14 protein-coding genes and 1 pseudogene are annotated in these 17,265 nt (G+C 71.7%); 7 read left to right on the top strand and 8 right to left on the bottom strand.

Features of this window, described 5'->3' with window-relative positions:
• Positions 1 to 30 precede the first annotated feature (30 nt).
• Positions 31 to 2,394: an MHYT domain-containing protein gene (locus HPY23_RS01275; RefSeq protein ID WP_091887904.1), complete on the top strand. Its 2,364-nt coding sequence runs from the start codon at positions 31 to 33 to the stop codon at positions 2,392 to 2,394.
• 46 nt (positions 2,395 to 2,440) lie between these two features.
• Here HPY23_RS01275 and rnhA read toward each other — a convergent pair whose 3' ends face one another.
• Positions 2,441 to 3,160: a ribonuclease HI gene (gene rnhA, locus HPY23_RS01270; RefSeq protein WP_091887902.1), complete on the bottom strand. Its 720-nt coding sequence runs from the start codon at positions 3,158 to 3,160 to the stop codon at positions 2,441 to 2,443.
• A 291-nt stretch (positions 3,161 to 3,451) separates the two neighbouring features.
• On the opposite strand from rnhA, the gene HPY23_RS01265 reads away from it, so the two are divergent.
• Complete coding sequence (locus HPY23_RS01265; RefSeq protein ID WP_091887900.1) at positions 3,452 to 4,852, top strand: nucleobase:cation symporter-2 family protein; 1,401 nt, start codon at positions 3,452 to 3,454, stop codon at positions 4,850 to 4,852.
• Between the two features lie 16 nt (positions 4,853 to 4,868).
• Positions 4,869 to 5,705 carry a factor-independent urate hydroxylase gene (pucL, locus tag HPY23_RS01260; protein WP_091887898.1) on the top strand — a complete coding sequence of 279 codons (837 nt, stop codon included), beginning with the start codon at positions 4,869 to 4,871 and terminating at the stop codon, positions 5,703 to 5,705.
• Between the two features lie 24 nt (positions 5,706 to 5,729).
• On the opposite strand, the gene HPY23_RS01255 is transcribed toward pucL, so the two are convergent.
• A complete protein-coding gene (locus HPY23_RS01255; RefSeq protein WP_060849901.1) occupies positions 5,730 to 6,866 on the bottom strand; it encodes a YbdK family carboxylate-amine ligase in 1,137 nt (378 codons plus the stop codon).
• Positions 6,867 to 7,003: 137 nt separating this feature from the next.
• Positions 7,004 to 7,774, bottom strand: a complete 771-nt coding sequence (locus HPY23_RS01250) for a 16S rRNA (uracil(1498)-N(3))-methyltransferase (protein ID WP_091887896.1) — start codon at positions 7,772 to 7,774, stop codon at positions 7,004 to 7,006.
• 280 nt (positions 7,775 to 8,054) lie between these two features.
• Between HPY23_RS01250 and HPY23_RS01245 the strand changes: the two genes are divergently transcribed.
• Both HPY23_RS01245 and ubiA read left to right on the top strand, forming a co-directional pair.
• Positions 8,055 to 8,531: a hypothetical protein gene (locus HPY23_RS01245; RefSeq protein ID WP_060850830.1), complete on the top strand. Its 477-nt coding sequence runs from the start codon at positions 8,055 to 8,057 to the stop codon at positions 8,529 to 8,531.
• A 34-nt stretch (positions 8,532 to 8,565) separates the two neighbouring features.
• Positions 8,566 to 9,507 carry a 4-hydroxybenzoate octaprenyltransferase gene (gene ubiA / locus HPY23_RS01240; RefSeq protein WP_060849903.1) on the top strand — a complete coding sequence of 314 codons (942 nt, stop codon included), beginning with the start codon at positions 8,566 to 8,568 and terminating at the stop codon, positions 9,505 to 9,507.
• A 126-nt stretch (positions 9,508 to 9,633) separates the two neighbouring features.
• Here the strand turns inward: ubiA and HPY23_RS01235 are convergent, their stop codons facing one another.
• Positions 9,634 to 10,167: a DUF6101 family protein gene (locus tag HPY23_RS01235; protein ID WP_091887894.1), complete on the bottom strand. Its 534-nt coding sequence runs from the start codon at positions 10,165 to 10,167 to the stop codon at positions 9,634 to 9,636.
• A 371-nt stretch (positions 10,168 to 10,538) separates the two neighbouring features.
• Between HPY23_RS01235 and HPY23_RS01230 the strand changes: the two genes are divergently transcribed.
• Entirely contained in the window at positions 10,539 to 11,381 is an 843-nt protein-coding gene (locus HPY23_RS01230) for an inositol monophosphatase family protein (RefSeq protein ID WP_091887892.1), read from the top strand.
• Between the two features lie 281 nt (positions 11,382 to 11,662).
• Here HPY23_RS01230 and HPY23_RS01225 read toward each other — a convergent pair whose 3' ends face one another.
• The 4 genes and pseudogenes from HPY23_RS01225 to HPY23_RS01210 form a co-directional block, all read right to left on the bottom strand.
• Entirely contained in the window at positions 11,663 to 11,935 is a 273-nt protein-coding gene (locus HPY23_RS01225) for a hypothetical protein (RefSeq protein WP_060849905.1), read from the bottom strand.
• A gap of 212 nt (positions 11,936 to 12,147) precedes the next feature.
• Complete coding sequence (gene clpA, locus HPY23_RS01220) at positions 12,148 to 14,628, bottom strand: ATP-dependent Clp protease ATP-binding subunit ClpA (protein WP_091887890.1); 2,481 nt, start codon at positions 14,626 to 14,628, stop codon at positions 12,148 to 12,150.
• Positions 14,629 to 14,697: 69 nt separating this feature from the next.
• Positions 14,698 to 15,075, bottom strand: coding sequence for an ATP-dependent Clp protease adapter ClpS (gene clpS / locus HPY23_RS01215; RefSeq protein WP_048433572.1), 378 nt, complete (start codon positions 15,073 to 15,075; stop codon positions 14,698 to 14,700).
• Positions 15,076 to 15,485: 410 nt separating this feature from the next.
• Positions 15,486 to 15,812, bottom strand: a pseudogene (locus HPY23_RS01210) (phasin family protein); the annotation flags it as partial.
• Positions 15,813 to 16,125: 313 nt separating this feature from the next.
• On the opposite strand from HPY23_RS01210, the gene HPY23_RS01205 reads away from it, so the two are divergent.
• A partial coding sequence (locus tag HPY23_RS01205) for a D-alanyl-D-alanine carboxypeptidase family protein (protein ID WP_200649538.1) occupies positions 16,126 to 17,265 on the top strand: 1,140 nt, incomplete at its 3' end.

Here is a 17,265-nt window from a genome sequence, read left to right as displayed (position 1 = left end):
GGGCCGTCCGCGCCCGCCCCGAGGTGCACGATGGCGCATGCCGGCCTTCACGATCCCGCTCTCGTCGGCCTCTCGGTCGCGATCGCGATGCTGGCCGCCTTCGTCGCCCTCGACCTCGCCGACCGGATGAAGGCCGCGGCCGGCTGGGCGCGCCGCGCCTGGCTGATGGCCGCCGCCCTGGTGCTCGGCGGCGGCGTCTGGTCGATGCACTTCGTGGCGATGCTGGCCTTCCGCCTGCCCGGCATCGAGATCACCTACGACCTCGGCCTCACCCTCCTGTCGCTCGCCGTGCCGGTCGCCGTGACGGCGCTCGGCCTCTCGATCGCGAAAGGACCCGGCAGCGAGGGAGGGGACGGGACCCGGCCTCGGACGGCGCGGATCGCGCTCGCAGGCCTCGTCACCGGGCTCGGCATCGTCTCGATGCACTATACCGGCATGGCGGCGATGCACCTGCCGGGCGCCCTCCGGTACGATCCGGCCTGGGTCGCCGCCTCCGTCGTGGTGGCGGTCGTGGCCGCCACGGCGGCGATCCGGCTGGCGCTCGCCGAGAGCGGCGTCGGCCTGCGGATCGCCGCGGCCGGGGTGATGGGGCTCGCCATCGCGGGCATGCACTTCTCGGGCATGCAGGGGCTGACGGTCGCGCATCACGCCGCGGCGCTGCCCGACACCGCCGCGGCCGGGTTCGGCCAGGCCCGCCTCGCCGTCGGCGTCACCGCGGTGACCGTGCTGGTCCTCGTCCTCGCGCTCTCGGCCGCCGCGATCGACCGGCGCTTCTCCCAGAACGCCGCCCGGGAGGCGGCGGCGCTGCGGGCCAGCGAGGAGCGCTACCGCCTGCTGCTCGAGAGCGTGACCGACTACGCGATCTTCATGCTCGACCGCGACGGCATGGTGGCGAACTGGAATGCCGGCGCCCGCCGGATCAAGGGCTACGAGGCCGAGGAGATCGTCGGCACCCATTTCTCGTGCTTCTACACCGAGGAGGAGCGGGCGCAGGGCGTTCCGGCCCGGGCGCTCGCGACCGCGCTCGCCGCGGGCAAGTTCGAGGCCGAGGGCTGGCGCCTGCGCCGCGACGGCACCCGGTTCTGGGCCAGCGTCGTCATCGATCCGATCCGCGACGGCGATGGGGTGCATGTCGGCTTCGCCAAGGTGACCCGCGACATCACCGAGCGCCGCCGCGCCCAGGAGGCCCTGGCCCAGGCGCAAGGAGCCCTCGCCCAGGCCCAGAAGATGGAGGCGGTGGGCCAGCTCACCGGCGGCGTCGCCCACGACTTCAACAACCTGCTGATGGCGGTGCTGGGCAGCCTGGAGCTGATGCGCAAGCGCCTGCCCGACGATCCCCGCCTGCTGCGCCTCCTCGACAACGCCGTGCAGGGTGCCGAGCGCGGCGCGGCGCTGACCCAGCGCATGCTCGCCTTCGCCCGGCGCCAGGAGCTGCGGCCGGAGCCCGTCGACCTCGCCCGGCTGGTGCGCGGGATGGCCGACCTCCTGCAGCGCTCGATCGGGCCGGAAATCCGGATCGAGACGCGCTTCCCGCTGCGGCTGCCGCCCGCCCTGGTCGATGCCCACCAGCTCGAACTCGCCCTCCTCAACCTCGTGGTGAACGCCCGCGACGCGATGCCGGGGGGCGGCACCGTCACGATCGCCGCGCGGGCGGGCGAGGACGAAGGGGCCGAGCGGGAGGGAGCCGGTCCGGACGAGGCCGGCACGATGCTGTGCCTGTCGGTCGCCGATACCGGCACCGGCATGGACGAGGCCGTCCTCGCCCGGGCGCAGGAGCCGTTCTTCACCACCAAGGGCGTCGGCAAGGGCACCGGGCTCGGCCTCTCGATGGTGCACGGGCTCGCAGCCCAGTCGCACGGCCGCCTGGCGCTGCGCAGCCGGCCGGGTTCCGGCACCACCGCGGAGATCTGGCTGCCGGTGGCGGCGCAGGCCGTCGCCGAGCCGTCGCCGCGTTCCGTCGCAGGCCCCCGCGTCCCGCCGTCCCAGACCTTGCTTACGTCCCAGGTGGTCCTCGTCGTCGACGACGATCCCCTGGTGCTCGAGAACAGCGCCGCGATGCTGGAAGACCTCGGCCACCGGGTGATCGAGGCCCGGTCCGGCCGGGAAGCCCTGGCGCTGATGCGCCGCGCCCGCACCCTCGACCTGGTGCTGACCGACCACGCCATGCCGGAGATGACCGGCGTCGAACTCGCCGCGCGCATCCTCGCCGAACGCCCGGGCCTCAAGGTCATCCTCGCCACCGGCTACGCCGATCTCGGATCCGGCGAGGGAGCGCAGCTGCCGCGGCTCGCCAAGCCCTACGACCAGGCGGCGCTCGCCCGGATGATCGAGACGGTCATGCGCGGCGCCGAACCGGGCGACGACACGGTGGTGCCGTTCCCCCGGAGCGCGTGAGACCGGCGTGAGCGGGAGCCGGCCGGGGCGCCGGCTCCCTCGCGCCTCACGCTGCCGGCAGCTTCCGGGCCTTCGCGTCGCGCAGGAGCGCGAGCCCCTCGGGGCCGAGATCGACGGCGAGGCGCAGCACCTCGTCGGCATAGGCCTGCGGCGTGGTGCCGGCCTGCTTGGCGGCGCGCGACAGGCGCAGGCCCAGCGCCCCGTCCACCGGGATCGAGGTACCGCGGGGGGCCGGCTCCGCGGGCGGAGCGGAGGGCGCCGGGGCGGCTGCCGGCACAGCCGTCTTGTTCGTGGCGGCGGATGTCCGCGCCGGCGCGATGTCGGCCCGGGGCGGCAGCCCGAGGGCCTGGCGCCGCCCTTGGGCCGCCAGCCGGTCGGCGCGCTCGTTGCCGGCCTCGCCGGAATGGCCTTTCACCCAGACCCAGCGCACGTCGCGCCGCGCCGCCAGCTCGTCGAGGCGCTGCATCAGCTCGACGTTCTTCACCGGGCCGGTGGTGGTGCGCCAGCCCTTGAGCTTCCAGCCCCGGATCCACTCGGTGACCGACTTCACCACGTACTGGCTGTCGCACCGCATCTCGATCGCGGCGCCCTCGGGAAAATGCTCCAGCGCCCGGATCGCCGCGGTCAGCTCCATGCGGTTGTTGGTGCTCTGCGTCTCGCCCCCGCACAGCTCGATCGGGCCGTCCGGGGCCTGGATCACCACGCCCCAGCCGCCGGGACCGGGATTGGGATCGCAGCCGCCGTCGGCATACACGATGGTTCGCATGGTCTCTTCGCTCGAACGTCACGACGGAATGCGGCCGCGCCCGGGCTCCGGCGCGGAGCCGCGGGCTGCCGGCCGCGACGGCAATGTCGGCCCGGAATGGTGAACAAATACCCAGGCGGTCCCCTGCGCAACCCGGTCCCTCGCGTGCGCCCCGGCATCGCCCGTAGGCTTCCCTGGCACGCCGCTTGCGGGCCGGCAGGGATGCGCGATGATGAGGGCACGGTCTTTCCGCAAGGGGGCCGCAGTCGATCCGTCCGCGTCGATCCGCCCGCCACAGACGAGACACGCCCCATGCCAGTCGAGCCCGCCGACGCCGTCGAGGAGAGGCTGCCGCCGGCCCGCCTGCTGCCCCTGGCGCTGCAGCACGTGCTCGTCATGTATGCCGGCGCGGTGGCGGTGCCGCTGATCGTCGGCCGCGCGCTCGGTCTTCCGCCCGAGGACGTCGCCTTCCTGATCAGCGCCGACCTGTTCGCCTGCGGCCTCGCGACCCTGATCCAGTCGGCGGGGTTCCCGGGCGTCGGCATCCGCCTGCCGGTGATGATGGGGGTGACCTTCGCGTCGGTCGGCCCGATGCTGTCGATGGCGGCGACCCCGGGGGTCGGGCTCCTCGGCATCTACGGCTCGGTCATCGCCGCCGGCCTGTTCGGCCTCCTGGTGGCTCCCTATGTCAGTCGCCTGCTGCCGCTGTTTCCGCCGGTCGTCACCGGCACCATCATCCTGGTCATCGGCATCTCGCTGATGCGGGTCGGTATCAACTGGGCCGGCGGCGGCCAGCCGACGATCACGAGGATCGTCGACGGCGTGCCGGTCGCCTTCCCGAACCCGAACTACGCGCAGGCCGGCGGCCTCGGCATCGCCCTCCTAGTTCTGCTGACGATCCTCGCCCTCATCCGCTGGGGCCGCGGCTTCCTCGCCAACGTCGCGGTGCTCGCCGGCATTGTCGCCGGCTCGGTGCTGGCGGCCTGCCTCGGGCTCATGCACTTCGAGAAGGTCGCGGCGGCGGCCTGGTTCGCCCCGGTGCTGCCGTTTCATTTCGGCTGGCCGCACTTCCACCTCGTGCCGGTCGCCACGATGTGCGTCGTGATGATCGTGGTGATGATCGAATCGACCGGGATGTTCCTGGCGCTCGGCGAGATCACCGGCCGGCCGGTGACCCGGGCCGACCTCGCCCGCGGCCTGCGGGCCGACGGGCTCGGCACGCTGGTGGGCGGGGTGTTCAACACCTTCCCGTACACGTCGTTCTCGCAGAATGTCGGCCTCGTCGGGGTCACGGGGGTGCGCTCGCGCTTCGTCACCGTGGCGGGCGGGGTCGTGATGCTGGCGCTCGGCCTGCTGCCGAAGCTGGCCGCCCTCGTCGAGGCGGTGCCCCAGGTGGTGCTCGGCGGTGCCGGCCTCGTGATGTTCGGCATGGTGGCGGCGACCGGCGCCCGCATCCTCGGGGGCGTCGACTTCCGCGGGCAGCCGGGGAACCAGTTCGTGGTGGCGATCGCGGTCGGCTTCGGCCTGATCCCCCTCGTGGCGCCGACCTTCTTCCGCAACCTGCCGCACGCGCTGCACCCGCTGCTCGAATCGGGCATCCTGCTCGCTTCGATCGTCGCGGTCGTGCTCAACGCCTTCTTCAACGGCGTCGGCAGCGCCGAGCGGGCGGACCGGGAGGCCTCCGCGGCGGCGGCCGCCGTCGAGCACGTCTGATTCGAGAGAGGAAACCATGACCCTGCTGCACAAGACCTACGGCAAGGGCCGGGTGCGGGTGATGCGCGTCCATCGCGACGGCGACCGGCACGCGGTGCGCGAGCTGACCGTGCAGGCGATGCTGACCGGGGCGTTCGATCGCACCTTCACGCAGGCCGACAACAGCGCCACCGTCTCGACCGACACGATCAAGAACGTGGTCTACATCGTCGCCCGCGAGAATCCGGCGCTCGCGACGGAGGCGTTCTGCCGCGCGGTGGCGCAACGCCTGCTCGACAGCTACCCGCAGATGGAAACCGCCACCGTCACCGGCCACGAGACCCGCTGGGCTCGCCTGACGGTCGACGGCGCGGCCCATCCCCACGCCTTCACGCTGGACGGCAACGGCCAGCCCTTCGCCCGGGTGGAACTGTCGCGCAGCGGCGCGGTGGTGGAATCCGGCCTGTCGGGCTTCACCTTCCTGAAGAGCACGGAATCCGGCTGGGCCAACTACGTGAAGGACCCCTACACCACGATCCCCGAGACCCACGATCGCATCGCCGCGACCAGCATGGAGGCGTCCTGGGCCTGGAGCGGCGAGCCCGCCGACTACGAGGCCGCCAACGCCCGCATCCTCGACGCGCTGATGCGGGTCTTCGCCGGCAGCTACAGCCACAGCCTCCAGGACAGCCTCTACCGCATGGGGACGGCGGCCCTGGCGGCGGTGCCGGAGATCGCCACCGTCACGCTCGCCTGCCCGAACAAGCACTACCTTCTGGCGAACCTGACGCCTTTCGGCCTCGACAACCCGAACCAGGTCTTCATCGCGACCGACGAGCCGCACGGCCAGATCGAGTGCACGGTCGGGCGGTGAGGTGCAGATCGTTTAGGCCGCGCCTCAATGCCGCGTCGGGTTCGCCCCCACGGTCTCGGCGGTGAGCCAGTCGACCACCTCCGCCAGCGCCTCGCGGGGCGGCAGGCCGCGGCCGTGCGCCTCGGTGAAGAGCGCGAGCTGGCGGTCGGCGCTGGTGCCGCGGGCGACGATCCAGCGGGCGAGGTCGAGCTCCGCCGCGCAGCCGAGCGCACGGGCATCCTCGGCGACGAGGGCGAGCGTCTCGGCGAGCACCGTCGCCACCGGCCGCGCCGTCCGGGTCGCCTCGCAGACGAAGCTGCCGTGGATGCCGTAGCGCTGCGCCCGCCAGCAATTCTCCGCCGTGATCGCCTGCGAGGCGCCGGTGAGATCGCGGTGGAGGTCCGGATGCCGGGCGAGGTGACGCACCAGGCAGCGGTAGAGGGCCGCGATGGCGAGCGCGTCGTCGAGACGGGTGCAACTGTCGGCGATGCGCAGGTCGAGGCGCGGACCTGCCGGGGAGGGGCAGACCACCCACCAAACGTGGCGCGGATCGTCGATGGCGCCCGCCGCCACCACCGTGTCGAGATAGCGGGCGTAATCGTCCTCGCCGCGAAACAGCGGCGGCAGGCCGCTGCGGGGCAGCTCCCGCGCGGCGGCCAGCCGATAGCCGAGGAGCCCGGTGCGCTGCGCCTGCCAGAACGGCGACGAGGTCGAGAGCGCGAGCAGCAGCGGCAGGAACGGCTGAACCCGGTTCATCAGGTCGATCCGCGATACCCCCTCCGGCACCCCGACCCCGACGCTGAGGCCGCAGACGACGGTGCGGCTGCCGATCATCTGGAGGTCGCGCAGCACCCGGCCGCCCGCGGCCTGGTCGCGCGGGCGCACCCGGCTCCACAGGGCGAGGGGGTGGGTACCGGACGCCATCAGGGCGAGGCCGCGGGCGGAGGCGAGGGCCCCGAGGTTGCCGCGCAGGTCTGTCAGCGCCCGGCGCGCCTCGGCAAGGTCGGCGACCGGCGCGATCGCCCAGACCAGCTGCGGCTCCATCAGCTCGGTGCGCACCAGCGGGGAGGCGGCCCGGCAGGCGGCGAGGAAGTCGCGGGTGCGGGCCCGGGCGGCGTCGCGCTTGCCCGCATCGTTGATGAACACCTCCTCCTCGAGGCAGACGTCGAATTCCGCTCGCATCAGCAGGATCTCCGGCAACAGCGGGCCGCGGCGCGCCGGCGGCCGAGCGGCCGCGAATCGGCCTCGGCCGCGGGGGCGGCTCCGTTATCAGGGTGTGGCGGGCGGCGCGAGTCCGGGCCCGGCGCCGCGGGAGCGGATCAGTCCCCGGGCCGGCCGTCGCCGAGCACGGCCTGGACCAGGGCGAGCACCGCCACGGCGGCGGTGTCGGCGCGCAGGATCCGCGGGCCCAGGGAGAGGCGCACCGTGTTCCGGCGATCTCCGATCAGGGCGCGCTCCTCCGGCGTGAACCCCCCCTCGGGTCCGATCACGACGGCGAGCGGCAAGGGAGCGTTCCCGGGGCGGGTCCCGGCCGCCTGCTGCAACGCCGCGACGGGATCGGCGAGCGGCGCGTCCTCGTCGCAGAACACCAGCAGACGCTCCGGCGCCAGGCCGGCCACGGCCTCGGCCAGCGGCGCGGCCTCGCGGATCTCCGGCAGGGCCAGGATGCCGCATTGCTCGGCCGCCTCGATCGCGTTGGCGTGCAGCTTGTCGAGCTTGATCCGGTCGCCCTGCGTGCGCCGCGTCACCACCGGCTGGATCAGGCTCGCACCCATCTCCACCGCCTTCTGGGCGACGTAGTCGAGGCGGGCGGCCTTGAGCGGGGCGAACAGGTAGTGCAGGTCGCCCGGCGGGGTCTGCGGCCGGGTCTGCGCCCGCAGCACCAGGTCCGCCGCCTTGCGGCCGGTGGGCTCGATCTCGGCCCGCCACTCGCCGTCGCGGCCGTTGAAGACCAGCACCGGCTCGCCCGCGGCGCGGCGCAGCACCGAGAGCAGGTAGTTCGCCTGCGCCCGGTCGAGGGTGTGCCGGGCGCCCTCCCTCATCGGGATGTCGAGGAAGAGCCGGGGAGCGTTGAAATCGTAGGCCGCCATGGCCCCGTGCTCGCCGAGGCGGGGGGCGGCTGTCAATCGCCCCGCCTGTGGCTGTGCCGCAACATTCGCCAGCAACCGCGTCGGGCTACGGAACGAACCGGGCTTCGCCGCACGAAGGCGCCACATTCCTGTGCAGAAACCTGTCCGAGGCCGGGAGCGGCAGGGATTTCTTACGTATGCCCGAGGGGCGACACGCCGGACCGGCGAACGACGTTCGGCGGCAATCCCGGCAAGCCGGGGCCTCGGGGATGGATTTTTTGAGGGGGTGGAGATGACCTGCATGCGTGTGACCGTGGCGGCGCTGGCCGGAAGCCTGCTCGGCGCGACGCTGCTCGGCGGGGCGGCTCTCGCCCAAGGGGCCGACTGCACGTCGATCCAGAAGACCCTGACCGAGCGCAAGGACATCGTCGGCAAGGTCAACGCCGCCTCGCAGGGCAAGAAGGCCAAGATCACTGCGGCGGCCGCCTGCACCCTGTTCAGCAAGCTCCAGGCCAACGGCACCGAGGGCCTGAAGTGGATCAGCGCCAATAAGGACTGGTGCTCGATCCCCGATTCGTTCGTCGAGGGCTTCAAGGCCGATCACAGCCGGGTCTCGACCCTGAAGACCAAGGTCTGCCAGGCCGCCGTGCAGCAGGCGGCGATGGAGAAGAAGGCCCGCGCCATGGCGGCCCAGCAGCAGCAGGGCGGCGGCGGTGGCGGCCTTCTCGGCGGTCCCGGCCTGACCGGCAGCTTCCGGGTGCCGCAGGGCGCGCTGTGACGTTCGTGCACGGACCGGTGCGGCGCCCGTCGGCATGACGACCGCCCCCGATCGTCCCGTCGCCGATGCGGTGACGGGGCACTGGGTCGACCGGCACGCCCCCGAGGCCGTGCGCCCCTACCTGCGCCTCGCCCGCATCGAGCGGCCGATCGGCTGGTGGCTCCTGCTGCTGCCGTGCTGGTGGTCGGCGGCGCTCGCGGCCATCGCGACGGGACGGCCCGGCCCGAGCCTGTGGCACCTCGCCCTGTTCCTCGTCGGTGCCGTCGCCATGCGGGGCGCGGGTTCGACCTACAACGACATCGCCGACCGCGACCTCGACGCCCGCGTCGAGCGCACCCGCCTGCGGCCGCTGCCCTCCGGACGCATCCGCGTGCGGCACGCCCTGGCCTTTTTGGTGGTGCAGGCGCTCGTCGGCCTCGCGGTGCTGCTGCAATTCAACAGGACGGCGATCCTCGTCGGCATCGCCTCGCTCGCGCCCGTCGCGATCTATCCGTTCATGAAGCGGGTGATGCCGGTGCCGCAGGCGGTGCTCGGCCTCGCCTTCGCCTGGGGCGCGCTGATGGGCTGGGTCGCCCTGGTCGGGCGCCTCGAGGCCCCGGCCTACTGGCTCTATGCCGGCGCGATCGCCTGGGTCATCGGCTACGACACGATCTACGCGGTGCAGGACATCGAGGACGACGAGATCGCCGGCATCAAGTCCTCGGCCCGCTTCTTCGGCTCCCAGGTGCGGCTCGCCGTGGCGGGCTGCTTCCTCGCCTGCGTCCTGTGCATCGGCCTCGCCCTGTCCGGGGCCGGGGCCGGGCCGATCGGGCTTGCCGGTCTCGCACTCTTCGCCGGCCACCTCGCCTGGCAGGTCGGGCGGCTCGATCCGCGCGACGGGGCGGAGGCCCTGCGGCTGTTTCGCTCGAACCGCGATGCGGGTCTGATCCTGTTCTGCGGCCTCACCCTCGACGCGATCTGGCAAGGCCTGATGTAGCGCGGGCGACGGAGCGGCGGCTCGTTCGGTTTCCGACCGGTCGCTTCGCGACGCGGAAACCGGCTTCGCTCGAGCGTCGCGCGGGCTGGCGATCCCGTCTCCGGAAGGGATCCTCCGGAGGCAGGGTCAAAGGCTGCCGCCGTCGGTCATCAGGGCCTCGTCGCGATAGACCAGGGGGCGTAGCGGCAGCCGGGCGGTCTTGCGGCGGGTGAGGAAGCGGGGCCGGCGGTGCGCGAGCAGGCCGTGCCGGCGGCGGATGCGCACCGCGCCGAGCTTCAGCCGGCCGACCTGCTGGCCCATGCTCGAGACGGCGCCGTCCTCCTGGATCACCACCATCGGCAGGCCGGTCTCGGCGCCGAGGCGCCGCCACACCGCCACCACCTCGTCGTCGCCGTAGAGGCCGAGCCGCATCACCGGGTCGCCGTCGCGGTCGAGCAGCAGGACGGCGAAGCGGTCCTCGCCGGCGGCGTCGCTGGCATCCCCGTCGAGGCACAGGGCGAGGCTGCCGGCGACCGAGCCGCCGGGCACGCCGCCGACGATCGGGAGGGCCGAGGCCTCGGCCTGGACCGGGCCGCGGTGGATGACCGGGAGCTCGACGTCGCGGCGGACGGCCTGGCTGCCGGAGGAGCGACGGTTCGAAGAGGGGAATCTGGTGACCATGGTTCTGCTCGACGCCCTGTCCGCGTGAGGCGGCGACCTCTGTCGTGTCGTCCGCCGTTGAGAGGAGATTGCACCCCCGCCGGCTCAGAACGCCTTAAAAGGCAGCGTTAAGCGATGGTTGTCGCGAGCCGGATGCGTCGAATGCTCAATAGATCCTTGTCCGGACGGGATTCATTTATCGTTCACGCCTTGCACAAGGTCGAGCGATGCTCGCGCGCGCGCGAAACGACGGTGCGGCTTCCCCGCACCCGGTGGCGGGCGGCGGCGTCCTTGTGGCGTCCGGTGGCGGGGCCTACAACGGAGGGACCGACGTCCGCCCCACGCATCGCGGGGGAAGCCGGGCGCTCCCCCTCGAACCTTCGCGGCCGACCATGCCTCTCCCCGACGACGTGCGCGCGATCCTGCCCGAGGGGCTCGTGCCCGAGGACTTCCTGCCGAAGGTCCGGGCGATCATCCGCGAGGCCGCGCTCCTGGCGCTGCCGTTCTTCCGCCAGGGCGAGCGCACCACCGCCCGGGTCTGGAACAAGTCCGGCGGCTCGCCGGTCACGGAAGCCGACGTCACCGTGGACGCCTTCCTGAAGGTGCGCCTGAGCGAGCTCCTGCCCGGTGCCGCCTGGCTCTCGGAGGAGACCCGGGACGATCCGGTGCGCCTCGCCCACGATCTCGTCTGGATCGTCGACCCGATCGACGGCACCCGCGCCTTCCTGTCGGGCGATCCCGACTGGTCGATCGCCGTGGCGCTCCTCGCCCGGGGCGAGCCGATCCTCGGCCACGTCGCCGCGCCGGTGACCGCGACCCTCTACGAGGCGGTGGCCGGGCAGGGGGCGACGAAGGACGGCGTGCCGATCCGGGTCTCGGCCCACGCCACGGCGGCGGGCGCCCGGGTCACCGGGCCGAAGCCGATGGCCGACCGGATCGAGCGCCGGCTCGGACTCGGCGGCACGCCGGGCGAGCTCGTGCGCCTGCCCCGCATCCCCTCGCTCGCCCTGCGGCTGGTGCGGGTGGCCGAGGGGCTGGTCGATGTCGGGCTGGTCTCGTCGGACGCCCGCGACTGGGACCTCGCCGGCGCCGACCTGATCCTGCGCGAGGCCGGCGGCACGGTGGTCGGCCTCGACGGCCGCGCGCCCGTCTACAACCGGCGCGAGCCGATCCACGGCGAGCTGATCGCGGTGCCCGAGGCGCTTCGGGCCGAGGTGCTGGCGGGCCTGGGCTGACGCCGCCGGCCGGCGCCTCTTCGCCGTAAACGCGAAGGTCGAGATCGGCCCCCGGCCGCGGCGCGATCGCGCGCGGCTCTAGGGAACGTCGCGATCGCCTAGCAATCGTGACGTTCCGTCGGTCTTTGAATTCTCCGCATTTTCTGCGGCGAGCTGGCATCCACTTCGTTGGACGATGCTCTGGAGCACTTCACGATCGCGTTGCAATCGCGAAGCTCTCTAAGTCTTTGTTTTGGTGCATTTTCTGCGACGAATCGGTTTCCACTTCGTCGGAAAATGCTCTAGCGCGACTCGCGCTTCTCCAGCGCCGTCTTCACCTGCTTGAGCTGATCGAACACCGCGCTCGGCGTGGTACCGAAGAAGGTGAAGCCCGCGTTGATCGCCCAGTAGCAGCACAGCACGATCACCGGCACCAGGATCCAGCCCAGGATCTCCTCGCCGATCTTGCGCCGGCGGCGGCGCTGGCGGCGGCGTTCGCGTCGCGTCACCTTCGGGGAGGGCGGGGTCACCGTCGCGGCCGGGGCGAGGGGGCCCTCGTTGAGATCTCCGCTCATGGGAACCGTCTCACGTTTCCTTGCGCGGGCGCGGAGCCCGCGGATCCATTCGCCCTGCGAACCCGCGCGGGACGCGGCCAGGGCCTCAAACGAACATCCCGGCGGGGAGGGCCCCGCCGGGATGCGTGCGTCTCTGGTTGTGCCTCATACACGGGAGGCGGGCCGGGATCGAGGGGGCCGTCCCCGATCCCGGCCATGTCTTCCCGTGCCGGTCAGGCCCGGACCAGCGGCACTTTCGGCACCGTGCGGATGCCGCCGCCGCCGTCGCCCGAGCCGCCGTCCTTCGGCTTCTTCGAGGCCGCGCGGGGGCGCCGCGGCTTCTTGGCCGGGCCGCCCTTGTCGGCCTTCTTCGTCGCGTTCGTCACGTCCTTCTCGGGACGCGGCATCACCGGGCCGGCCGGGAAGACGAAGCCGAGGCTCGGCTTCTCGCCGTCGGGCCGCTTGACGATCACCCGGACGGCGCCGCCGTCCTTGAGCTTGCCGAACAGCACCTCGTCGGCGAGCGGGGTCTTGATGGTCGACTGGATCAGGCGGGCCATCGGGCGGGCGCCCATGGCCTCGTCGTAGCCGTTCTCGACCAGCCAGTCCCGCGCCTCGTCGGAGAGCTCGATCGTGACGTTGCGGTCTGCGAGCTGCGCCTCGAGCTGGAGCACGAACTTGTCGACGACCTTGGCCACCACCTGCTTCGGCAGATGGCCGAACGACACGGTCGCGTCGAGGCGGTTGCGGAATTCCGGGGCGAACAGGCGGTTGATTGCCTCCTGGTCGTCTCCGGTGCGCTTGTTCTGCGTGAAGCCGAACGCCGCCTTGGCGAGGTCGGCCGCGCCCGCATTCGTCGTCATGATGATGATGACGTTGCGGAAGTCGACCTGCTTGCCGTTATGGTCGGTGAGCTTGCCGTGGTCCATCACCTGCAACAGGATGTTGAACAGGTCCGGGTGGGCCTTCTCGATCTCGTCGAGCAGCAGCACGCAGTGCGGATGCTGGTCGATGCCGTCGGTGAGCAGGCCGCCCTGATCGAAGCCGACATAGCCCGGAGGGGCGCCGATCAGCCGCGAGACGGTGTGCCGCTCCATGTATTCCGACATGTCGAAGCGCAGCATCTCGACGCCGAGGCTCGAGGCGAGCTGCTTGGCGGCTTCCGTCTTGCCGACGCCTGTCGGGCCGGCGAACAGGTAGGCGCCGATCGGCTTGTCGGGATCGCGCAGGCCGGCGCGGGCGAGCTTGATCGAGGCGGTCAGCGCGTCGATGGCCGCGTCCTGGCCGTAGACCACCCGCTTCAGGTTGTCGGTGAGGTGGGCGAGCACCTCCGCGTCGTCCTTCGAGACGGTCTTCGGGGGAATGCGGGCCATCGTGGCGATGGTCGCCTCGATCTCCTTCACGCCGATCGTGCGCTTGCGGCGGCCTTCGGGCACCAGCATCTGCGAGGCGCCGGTCTCGTCGATCACGTCGATCGCCTTGTCCGGCAGCTTGCGGTCGTTGATGTAGCGCGCCGACAGCTCGACCGCCGCCTTCACGGCCTCGGTCGTGTACTTGAGCTTGTGGAACTCCTCGAAGGACGGGCGCAGGCCCTTCAGGATCTCGATCGCGTCCGGGATCGACGGCTCGTTGACGTCGATCTTCTGGAAGCGGCGCACGAGCGCCCGGTCCTTCTCGAAGTACTGGCGGTACTCCTTGTAGGTGGTCGAGCCGATGCAGCGCAGGGCTCCGGAGGCGAGGGCGGGCTTCAGGAGGTTCGAGGCGTCCATCGCGCCGCCCGAGGTCGCACCGGCGCCGATCACCGTGTGGATCTCGTCGATGAACAGGACGGCGTTCGGGTGCGCCTCGATCTCCTTCATCACCTGCTTGAGGCGCTCCTCGAAGTCGCCGCGGTAGCGGGTGCCGGCGAGCAGCGTGCCCATGTCGAGGGAGAACACGGTGGCGTCGGCCAGAACCTCCGGCACCTCGTGCTGGATGATCTTGCGGGCCAGGCCCTCGGCGATCGCGGTCTTGCCGACGCCGGGATCGCCGACGAGCAGCGGGTTGTTCTTCTGCCGGCGGCAGAGGATCTGGACCGTGCGCTGGACCTCGGTCTCGCGGCCGATCAGCGGGTCGATCTTGCCCTCGCGGGCTTTCTTGTTGAGGTTGACGCAGTAGGCGTCGAGGGCGTCGCCCTTCTTCTTCTGGCCGCCGCGCTCGTCCTCGGCCCCGCTCGGACGTTCCGTCTGACCCTCCTCGTCGGCGCCGCGCACCGGCTTGCCCTCGGACAGGCCGGGGCGCTTTGCGATGCCGTGGCTGATGTAGTTGACCGCGTCGTAGCGGGTCATGTCCTGCTCTTGCAGGAAGTAGGCGGCGTGGCTCTCGCGCTCGGCGAAGATCGCCACCAGCACGTTGGCGCCGGTGACCTCCTCGCGGCCCGAGGACTGGACGTGGATCACCGCGCGCTGGATCACCCGCTGGAAGCCGGCCGTCGGCTTGGCGTCCTGGCGCCCGTCGCCCGTGAGGTTGGCAAGCTCGGTGTCGATGTACTCGACGAGGTTGCGCTTCAGGAGATCGACGTCGACGTTGCAGGCCCGCATGACCGCGGCCGCGTCCTGGTCGTCGACCAGGGCGAGCAGGAGGTGCTCGAGCGTGGCGTATTCGTGTCGGCGCTCGCCCGCCAGCGCCAGGGCGCGGTGAAGAGCTTGTTCAAGGCTGCGTGAGAAGCTGGGCAAAGCGGGCCTCTTTGCTGGTGCCTGTCTTGATGAGTATCCGTCTCGGTCGGTGTCCGTCTCGGCTGGCGCCTACTTCTTTTCCATGACGCATTGCAGAGGATGTTGATGCTTGCGCGCAAAGTCCATGACCTGCGTCACCTTGGTCTCGGCGACCTCGTAGGTGAAGATGCCGCACTCGCCGACGCCGTTCTGGTGGACGTGCAGCATGATGCGGGTCGCGTCCTCGCGCGACTTGTTGAAGAAGCGCTCGACCACGTGGACCACGAATTCCATCGGGGTGTAGTCGTCGTTGAGGAGCAGCACGCGGTAGAGGTTGGGCCGCTTGGTGCGCGGCTTCGTCCGCGTGATCACGGCGGTGCCCGATCGCCCGTCGCCGTTGCCGGGAGCCCGGGGGTTGGCCGCGACCGGCCTGGTGGAGGGTTCTCCCTGCCTCGGGACCTGAGCCATCTGAATCGTACCGACCTCGCTCTGGCGACCGCGCCAGGACGCGCTGGCCCCCGCGAGACGAGGGCCGCGGACGACCTGCCGGCTGGCAGCCTATCATGTCGGCTGCCGGTGCCGAGCCTAATCTATAGGCCGAGTCGGCGCTTCGCCAGTCGGCTGCGCTCTCTTGTCGTGCAGGGGTCGCACGGGGGTCGTGCGACGGTCATGAAACGCGCGCGACCGGCACGGGGGGCCCGTGCCGGTCGCGGTCTCTCGACGATCTCTCGGCGATCCCGCGCGGGGGCGGCCGTCCGGCCGGCGCCCTCGCGGGATGTGCGGCCTGCTTACGCGGCCTGCTTGGCCTCGTCCTCGATCTTGTTGAAGCCGTCCTTGGCCACCGCGAAGGCGCGGTCCTGGGCCTTCGAGGCCTGGTCCTGGGCCTTGGCGACCATGCCCTCGAACGGCTTCGCCATCTCCTTGGCGAGGTTCTGGTACAGCTCGGTCATCTTGGTGGACTGGGCCACGAGACGCTCGTACGAGGTCTTCATGTACTCGGTCTGGATCTCGAGCGCCTTGTCGAGCGAGCGGACGCCGGCGAGCTTCTCCATGGTGGCGGTGCCGAGCTCGAAGGACTGCTTGGCGAAGTCGGTCGCCTCGACGGCGATCGCCTGGCTGGCCTTCGACAGCGAGCCGAAGCTGCGCAGCATCGCGTCCATGCCGTCCTTGCCGAGCTTCTGGGCGGCCTCGGCCTGCTGGCCCATATACTGCTGGTTCATGGTGTCGCGTGGCACCCGGACGGGTGCCCCCTCTCGCGCGGCGGTCGGGCTCGACGGGGACGCCCGCGCGTCGCGCCCCGCCGACCGCAATATGTGCACCGCACAAAATTCGTCAAGGGTCGTTGTGCGTCGCACAATCGAGACAATTCGAGTCGAATTAACCGGGGCGTAACCGCGCCTCCCTAGCCTGATTGACAGTGATGCCGCCGCGCCACGCCGTCTCGCAGGGCGCCGTCGGTCCAGGGTGCCGCCCTCCGGGGCGCGGGCGCCCTCTGCAATCGAACGGGGTATGTGCGTGATGCGTTGCGTTCACGGCCAATCTGGACCCGCGCTGCCGGCCGTGCTCGCCGCCGCGGCGGTGCTGACGGCCCTCACCGCCTCGCCCGCCGAGGCGCGTCGGCGGGCCCACCACGGCGGGGGAGGGGGCTACAATCCGCCCTACGCCGCCATGGTGGTGGATGCCAAGACCGGCCGCGTGATGCACGCGGTCAACGAGGATGCCCTGCGCCATCCGGCCTCGATCACCAAGGTGATGACGCTCTACCTGCTGTTCGAGCAGCTCGAGCGCGGCAAGATGGACCTCGACACGCCGCTGACGGTCTCGGCCAACGCCGCCCGGATGCCGCCCTCCAAGCTCGGCGTGCGCCCGGGCTCGACCGTGACGGTCGAGGAGGCCATCAAGGCGCTGGTGACGAAGTCGGCCAACGACATCGCCTGCGCCATCGGCGAGAACATCGCGGGCTCCGAGCCCGCCTTCGCCGAGATGATGACCCGCAAGGCGCATTCGCTCGGCATGAGCCGCACGCACTACGCCAACGCCTCCGGCCTGCCCGACTCCGACCAGATCACCACCGCGCGCGACCTGACGATCCTGGCGCGTGCGATCCAGGACCGGTTCCCGAAATACTACCGCTACTTCCAGACCCGCTCCTTCGCCTTCAAGGGCCGGGTGATCGGCAACCACAACCACCTGCTCGGCCGCATCGAGGGCGTGGACGGCATCAAGACCGGCTACACCCGCGATTCGGGCTTCAACCTGATGACCTCGGCCCGCACGAGCGACCGCCACATCGTGGCGGTGGTGCTCGGCGGCAAGTCGGGCGCCAGCCGCGACAACATCATGGCGAAGCTCGTCCAGGCCAACCTGCCGGTGGCCTATGCGGGCGCCCGCACCTCGGCGCCGGTGATCGAGGTGGCCGAGCGGCCCCGCCCCGCGGTCGTCGCCGAGCGGCCCGCCGCGACCCGCACCCTCGTGGCGTCGGCCGACGAGGACGACGCGGTCGAGACCACGAACTCCACAGGCCAGCCCCTCGACATCGCCCCGCGCGGCGGCGCGACCCCGAAATGGCGCGCCGGCGCCCCCGGCGCCGTGCCGGCGAGCGCCCAGGCCTACGCCCCCTCGGCCGCGCCCGCCTTCCCGGCGCCCGGCGGCAAGTAC

It is taken from the genome of Methylobacterium ajmalii (assembly GCF_016613415.1).
Classification (GTDB): domain Bacteria; phylum Pseudomonadota; class Alphaproteobacteria; order Rhizobiales; family Beijerinckiaceae; genus Methylobacterium; species Methylobacterium ajmalii.
Note: the sequence above shows the minus strand (reverse complement) of the source record. Positions and strands in the feature narration are given on the sequence as shown.

Coding starts and splice junctions, on each gene's coding strand:
- HPY23_RS01275 (WP_091887904.1), top strand. CDS start 31: ATGGCGCATGCCGGCCTTCACGATCCCGCTCTCGTCGGCCTCTCGGTC.
- rnhA (WP_091887902.1), bottom strand. CDS start 3,160: ATGCGAACCATCGTGTATGCCGACGGCGGCTGCGATCCCAATCCCGGT.
- HPY23_RS01265 (WP_091887900.1), top strand. CDS start 3,452: ATGCCAGTCGAGCCCGCCGACGCCGTCGAGGAGAGGCTGCCGCCGGCC.
- pucL (WP_091887898.1), top strand. CDS start 4,869: ATGACCCTGCTGCACAAGACCTACGGCAAGGGCCGGGTGCGGGTGATG.
- HPY23_RS01255 (WP_060849901.1), bottom strand. CDS start 6,866: ATGCGAGCGGAATTCGACGTCTGCCTCGAGGAGGAGGTGTTCATCAAC.
- HPY23_RS01250 (WP_091887896.1), bottom strand. CDS start 7,774: ATGGCGGCCTACGATTTCAACGCTCCCCGGCTCTTCCTCGACATCCCG.
- HPY23_RS01245 (WP_060850830.1), top strand. CDS start 8,055: ATGCGTGTGACCGTGGCGGCGCTGGCCGGAAGCCTGCTCGGCGCGACG.
- ubiA (WP_060849903.1), top strand. CDS start 8,566: ATGACGACCGCCCCCGATCGTCCCGTCGCCGATGCGGTGACGGGGCAC.
- HPY23_RS01235 (WP_091887894.1), bottom strand. CDS start 10,167: ATGGTCACCAGATTCCCCTCTTCGAACCGTCGCTCCTCCGGCAGCCAG.
- HPY23_RS01230 (WP_091887892.1), top strand. CDS start 10,539: ATGCCTCTCCCCGACGACGTGCGCGCGATCCTGCCCGAGGGGCTCGTG.
- HPY23_RS01225 (WP_060849905.1), bottom strand. CDS start 11,935: ATGAGCGGAGATCTCAACGAGGGCCCCCTCGCCCCGGCCGCGACGGTG.
- clpS (WP_048433572.1), bottom strand. CDS start 15,075: ATGGCTCAGGTCCCGAGGCAGGGAGAACCCTCCACCAGGCCGGTCGCG.